Annotated in this window: 5 protein-coding genes and 1 pseudogene; 4 read left to right on the forward strand and 2 right to left on the reverse strand. The window is 45.1% G+C overall.

Annotated elements, in window-relative coordinates; all coding sequences use genetic code 11:
* Positions 1-68 precede the first annotated feature (68 nt).
* Positions 69-332: a hypothetical protein gene (locus QUA40_RS27155; protein WP_333131631.1), complete on the reverse strand. Its 264-nt coding sequence runs from the start codon at positions 330-332 to the stop codon at positions 69-71.
* Positions 333-403: 71 nt separating this feature from the next.
* On the opposite strand from QUA40_RS27155, the pseudogene QUA40_RS27160 reads away from it, so the two are divergent.
* Both QUA40_RS27160 and QUA40_RS27165 read left to right on the forward strand, forming a co-directional pair.
* Positions 404-1,112 (forward strand): annotated as a pseudogene (locus tag QUA40_RS27160) (IS1 family transposase).
* A 167-nt stretch (positions 1,113-1,279) separates the two neighbouring features.
* Complete coding sequence (locus QUA40_RS27165) at positions 1,280-1,570, forward strand: hypothetical protein (protein ID WP_333131633.1); 291 nt, start codon at positions 1,280-1,282, stop codon at positions 1,568-1,570.
* Here the strand turns inward: QUA40_RS27165 and QUA40_RS27170 are convergent.
* Entirely contained in the window at positions 1,567-2,343 is a 777-nt protein-coding gene (locus QUA40_RS27170; RefSeq protein ID WP_333131635.1) for a sulfotransferase family 2 domain-containing protein, read from the reverse strand. The two genes, QUA40_RS27165 and QUA40_RS27170, sit on opposite strands and share 4 nt — an antisense overlap.
* A 507-nt stretch (positions 2,344-2,850) precedes the next feature.
* On the opposite strand from QUA40_RS27170, the gene QUA40_RS27175 reads away from it, so the two are divergent.
* Both QUA40_RS27175 and QUA40_RS27180 read left to right on the forward strand, forming a co-directional pair.
* Entirely contained in the window at positions 2,851-5,565 is a 2,715-nt protein-coding gene (locus QUA40_RS27175; RefSeq protein ID WP_333131637.1) for a cation-transporting P-type ATPase, read from the forward strand.
* A gap of 80 nt (positions 5,566-5,645) precedes the next feature.
* Positions 5,646-6,173 (forward strand): hypothetical protein, encoded by a 528-nt coding sequence (locus QUA40_RS27180; protein ID WP_333131639.1) that lies wholly within the window; start codon positions 5,646-5,648, stop codon positions 6,171-6,173.
* The last annotated feature ends 84 nt before the right edge of the window (positions 6,174-6,257 follow it).

Below are 6,257 nucleotides of genomic sequence, written 5' to 3' on the forward strand. Positions count from 1 at the left end.
TCTATTTTCAGCGCGGCTTCTTGGCTCTATCCTTTATGCAGCAAGCATTATAGGTACGTTGTCACCCGCTAAGGCTTGAGGGTGACATCGGAGTCTAATGCCTCTTCTACGCGATCGGCAATATCGTCAACGTCTTGATTCTGAGCAGTCTGTGCGGTCGTGGTTGCAGGCGCAGAAGCGGTTGGATCAGTCGTATTTCCAGTGGCAGTTGTGCGAGCAGAAGTAGATGGAACAGTTGTCTGTGAAGTATTGGGGGAGGTGCAAGCACCTAAACCCAAAATTGCAACTGTGCTGACGCTGATTCCTTGCACCAATAGCTTTAATAATTGCATATTCTTTGTTTGTTTTTTTGGCGTTGCTCAATTACAATATCAGAGCATAATGGGTCATAAAGTAAATTTTTATGAAATGCCCTGAATGCAGCTCAACTCATATCCGCAAAAATGGAATCCAGAGAGATAAGCACTCATCATATTTGTATCGATTGCGGTCGGCAATTTCTTGACAAATATACAGAGCATAGAGGTTATAGTGATGATGTGAGACAGGAATGCCTAAAAATGTATGTCAATGGTATGGGATGAGCGAGCTATTGAGAGGGTTAAAGGAGTGCATCACACTACCATAATCAAATGGGTTAAACAAGTTGCAGAGCTACTACCCGATGCTTATAATCCTACTGTGATACCGCAAGTATGTGAACTTGATGAACTTGAAACTTTTGTCTGATTAAAAAAAAACTTGCATCTGGATATGGACAGCAGTTGATCACTTCCAAGAAGGAATTTTAGCATGGGTTTTAGACGATCGAGCGTGCTGAAACATTTCGTCTTTTGTGGGCAATTGTGAAGACATGGCAGTGCTATTTTTACGTTACGGATGGATGGCCAGTCTATCCAATGTTCATCCCAGATGGCGATCAGATTGTGAGCAAGACTTATATGACCCGAGTGGGAGGAGAAAACACACGTCTACGGCATTATTTGGGAAGGCTTCATCGCAAGACACTTTGTTATTCTAAATCTGTAGTAATGCTAAAACATTCAGTTAGATTGTTGAGCCACTACCTCAAATTTAAGGATGTTCCAGTCGCACAGCGATTCATATTGTAATTCAGCAACGCCCAAAAAAATCTACGGGGACTATTTTTGAGGTTTTATCAGAACCAGTCGGATTTATGCGGCAAGTTTCGATTCAGGATATTCGCCGGAACCTGAATCCTGAAAATGTTACTGAGAAAAAACTGCGTCAGGAGTTTCGTTTTGTAAATTAGAAAATCATGAAAAAAGTCCGCGATTTAAACAGAAATAGAGCGCTAGATGCCGCCAGTGCGCTCTGGGATCTAGTGGTCGATCGGAACGATGTTAATTCAGCTAATTGCGTTTGCAGTTTTATCGAACCTGCAGCCTTCGCTGCATGGCTTTTGCAGCACCACCAGGGAGATAAAACTGCGCAAAATGAAGCGGTGCAAGCGCTTGCCGACGCGATCGAACTCTCCCAGATTCAGCGAGATTCGGTGACCATCGGGAAGTCTCCGGCGGAATTTGTTAAGCTCGATCGCCCGTCCTAATCGACGCTCTGGCACTGGATTTGTCGTTCCTTAAATAAGTTTTTTGCAAACTGATAAAGCTCTATGTCTAGTAGATTTTGTTGGGCAATTAAATGTAAGGTTTCCTGCTCAATACTAGTATTTTTCGGTTTGTTTACTCCCACATTTTCTGCGACAATTTGAACTTGCGAGAAACCCAGGTATTTGCTGAAAATTTCTAAACTTTCAGCAAACCGATCTTGAATGCCAAAAGTATAATAGTGAAGTAGGTTGTATTTAGCTTGTTCTAACATCTTACAGGAACAATTACCGTAAGGGACTTTCCAGCCGACGCCCGATAGCATTCTCACCTGCAAATTATCAAATTCTATTGATTGTTTACAAGAAATTAAATACTCAAGGCTATGTTCCGTTCTGCCGAATATGTGGTAGTAAAAAGAGATGACTCGCTCTATTGGTTCGCGCAAGAGCGTGATATAATGGAAATTATTGACAGGCAATAAACTATGAATCCCAAAAGGTTTATGCCCACTAATGACTCTCAGTTTCACCAAACTATTAAAGTTGTGATTATTTGTTGCCGGAAGATATCGAAAATAACCTCTCAGTTCATTAAGTAATTCATCTGCATTTTTTGTCGTTACCGTGGGATCGTCATAAAACATAAATACAGCATTCTCACCATACTGTTGCATGAGAATATGACGCAATGATGTCCCTGCTGTCTTGGGAATATGCGTAAAAATGATTAATTTTTTCTGGATATCTTTAGCAATTTTTTTGGTAGCTTCCATTCTTTATTATCTCCTTTCAAGTATGAGAGGTATGGCAACTAAGTCAACGAGAAGTTTTAAGGAATAGTTGCTGAATACAGGTATGAATTCAAGATTCTCCAATTGCTATAAACCAATTATGATGAGTTTTGTAACTTCCGAGAAAAGTTGATTCATACCCTGAATCAGCAACGCCGTTTTGTTTATTATGAAACGCAATTTTCCCAATAAAAATCACCCGGAAGTCTTTGAGAATTTCAACTAAATAAGTGATGTACGATTGTTCATCCATTAAAAGTAATGTTTTTTACAAGCCTATCACTTAAAGGCAACAATAAACCAAGTCCAGTGAACTAAGGTTTGCAAGTCCATAAGCTATCTCAATCGGTTCTCTGTCTAAGTATAGGAAGCAAATGTGATCCAAATGTGAGTAACAGAAATCAGTGCATCACTTTTGGCTCACATTCATCAATGACGCTAGAAACAAGACGAAATAACAGAGAAGCTCTTGGCTTGACAAGAAACGTTATGACTGCAACCAATGTAGAAAAATTAGTAGAACACTCTTGGCATCACCTCTCTGTCGAGAAAGTGGCTCGGCTTTTAGAGACTGACCTGGAAATAGGTCTATCTTCCGACGTGTCAGCCCAACGGCGCGAGATCCTCGGTCCCAATCAACTAACGGCTCAGAAGCAGCAAAGTGCCTGGTTGCGATTTTTTCAGCAACTGAATCAGCCGCTAATCTACATTTTGTTAGCCTCTGGCATAGTGACAGCATTTCTGAAAGAGTGGATTGATTCAGGGGTAATTTTTGGGGTGGCTCTGACGAATGCCACCATTGGTTTCGTTCAAGAGTCAAAGGCAGAGAATGCGATCGCCGCTTTAGCAAAATCTGTTGCAACTGAGGCAACCATTCTCCGCAACGGTCAAAAGCAAGTGGTTTCATCCAGCGAACTCGTTCCTGGCGATCTCGTCTTGCTGTCTTCTGGGGATAAAGTGTCTGCGGATCTGCTGCTGATCGAAGTCCGTGACTTACAAGTCGATGAGTCAGCGTTAACGGGAGAATCTGTCCCGATCCAGAAGCAATCCCAGGCGCTAGAGGCAGACGCTGCACTGGCTGATCGCACGAACATGGCGTATACCGGAAGCCTGGTAACGTTTGGACAGGGACGCGGACTGGTCGTCAGCATTGGTGACATGACCGAGACGGGACACATCTCCCAACTCATGCAGCAAAGTACCGCACTGGAAACCCCACTGAGCCGCAAAATTGACAAATTTAGCAAAACCTTGCTCTATGTCATTTTAGGTTTGGCTGCCTTCACCTTTGTCGCAGGCATTGCCCAGAGATTTTCTTGGGTTGAGGTGTTCAAGGCATCTGTGGCGCTTGCCGTCAGCGCAATTCCTGAAGGCTTACCCGCGATTTTAACGGTGACGCTGGCGATCGGGGTTTCCCAAATGGCAAAGCAGCACGCCATTATTCGCAAACTTCCGGCAATTGAGACGCTGGGTAGCACCACGGTGATTTGTTCCGACAAAACCGGAACTTTGACTGAGAATCAAATGACTGTTCAAGAGATAGATGCCGGTGGAAAGCGATATCGGGTTAGCGGTGGAGGATATGCACCAGACGGGAAAATTTCTGTAAATGGACATTTGGTTGACCTGGCGAACGCACCTGCTTTATATGAATGCCTGCAAGCAGGACTGTTGTGCAACGATTCTTATCTAGACGTGCAAGACGGGAACTGGACTGCGATCGGTAGTCCAACGGAAGGGGCCCTGGTTGCGGTAGCCCAAAAAGCGGGGTTAATTGCTGAGAAACTGGAGGAAGCGCTTTGCCGGCTCGATACACTGCCGTTTGAATCTCAGTTTCAATACATGGCAACCTTACATGACGATCGCCCACAACGGTTGATTTATGTCAAGGGTTCAATTGAGGCAATTCTCAAGCGGTGTCGCCTGATGCTCGATGAAGAGGGAGAGGCGAGCGCCCTCAACCCCGCGCTGATCGAGCAAACCGTGGAGAGAATGGCAAAAAAAGGGTTACGAGTTCTGGCACTTGCCAAGAAATTTGTACCCGCTTCTCAATCTTCTATTGAGCATTCTGATATTGAGCAAGGGTTAACTTTTCTGGGTCTGCAAGGCATGATCGACCCGCCTCGCCCCGAAGCGATTCAGGCGATTCAAGCCTGTCGGTCTGCGGGAATTGAGGTCAAGATGATTACGGGCGACCATGCCAAAACAGCAGCAGCGATCGCCCACCAAATGGGACTAAATCAAACCCAAGAGGCTCCCCTTTTTACCGGTCAAGAACTCGCTCAAATGAATCAGCAGCAATTAGCCAATACTGTTGAACAATGCTGTGTATTTGCTCGTGTCGCACCAGAACAAAAGCTGCGGATTGTCGAAGCACTTCAGTCTAAGGGCGAGATTGTGGCGATGACTGGAGATGGAGTTAATGATGCTCCCGCCCTGAAGCAAGCTGATATTGGGGTAGCGATGGGCATCACGGGCACTGAAGTGACAAAAGAAGCCGCAGATATGATTCTGACGGATGACAACTTTGCTTCGATCGAGAAAGCAGTTAAGGAAGGGCGCACTGTTTATAAGAATCTGCTGCGGGCGATCGCCTTCATCCTGCCCGTGAATGGTGGAGAGTCCATGACCATCTTGATTGCCGTACTTCTGGCAACCCCACTACCCATTTTGCCAGTACAAATTCTCTGGCTGAATATGGTCAGTTCAGTTGCGTTGAGCTTACCGTTGGCCTTTGAGCCGCCCTCTCCCGATGTCATGCAACAGCCGCCTCGACCTGCCAATGAACCGCTTCTGTCTCGCAGGCTGATCGCTCGGATTCTGACAGTTTCGGTATTTAACTGGATTGCGATCTTTGGGATGTTTGAATGGATCGTCCAAACCACAGGCAATGAAGCTCTAGCCCGGACGATGGCAATTCAAGCATTGGTTGCGGCCGAAGCTTTTTACCTGTTAAGTATCAGTCGCTTCGTTCCGGCGATCGTCGCCAAACTGCGCGGTAAAGATGAATCAGTTGGCTATGCTGTGGCGATCGGCATTGGGGCTATTTTCATTCTCCAATTCCTGTTTAGCCAATGGGGCATTATGAATCAGTTATTCGACACTGAAGCTTTGAGCGCAATCCAAGGCTTAATTTGTATCGGATTCGGACTGCCCATGATTGCTCTGTCAGCTTTACTAAAGCGTTTTGCACCTCTGAACTAAGTAGTTTTTGTATGCGGCAATTGCAAGCGACTTTACACACTATTTACCCATTTTGTAGCGTTGAATATTGAATATTTCTCATGAATTACCAAAATCTCAAACGTGCTAGCGGCCTATTTACTAATCATCGAAACGTAAAGCAGGCGCTAGTTGAGCTAAAAAGCAGGGGCTTCCCCATGCAAAAGATTTCAGTGATTGCTAAACCTTCTGACAATGATGATCTGCACTCTCTGGGAGTGCAGCAAATTTTAATCACAAGAGCAGCAGGCGCACAAGTAGGCGCGATCTTAGGCAGCATACGACTAGGTTCACTAGCCTTAATTGTTGGACTCAGCAGCCTGCTAATTCCCGGTATTGGTCCGGTATTAGCGGTGGAAAGCCTTTTAGCAACTTTCGTTGGAAGTGGGATTGCTGCAACTGCTGGTGGTCTATATGGCGCACTTCAAGGATGGTTGCTGCCAGAAGAACAAGCAAGAATTTACAACGACAGATTTAACCAGGGAGATTATTTTATCGTCATGGAGGCAAGAGAAAATGAGGTTTTGATTGCTGAACCTGTCCTTAAACGTTGGGAGATTCGGAGGTGGCGTGTCTGTGATGCTACCTAAATTCTAGGTAGGGCTTGCTGAATATATCGATCGCACTTGAGGTAGCCTGGGTTTTGAGCGCGCGATCGAGAATAAAGTGCAAGA

This window comes from Microcoleus sp. Pol11C3 (genome assembly GCF_036701485.1).
In the GTDB taxonomy this organism is placed as follows: Bacteria; Cyanobacteriota; Cyanobacteriia; order Cyanobacteriales; family Microcoleaceae; genus Microcoleus.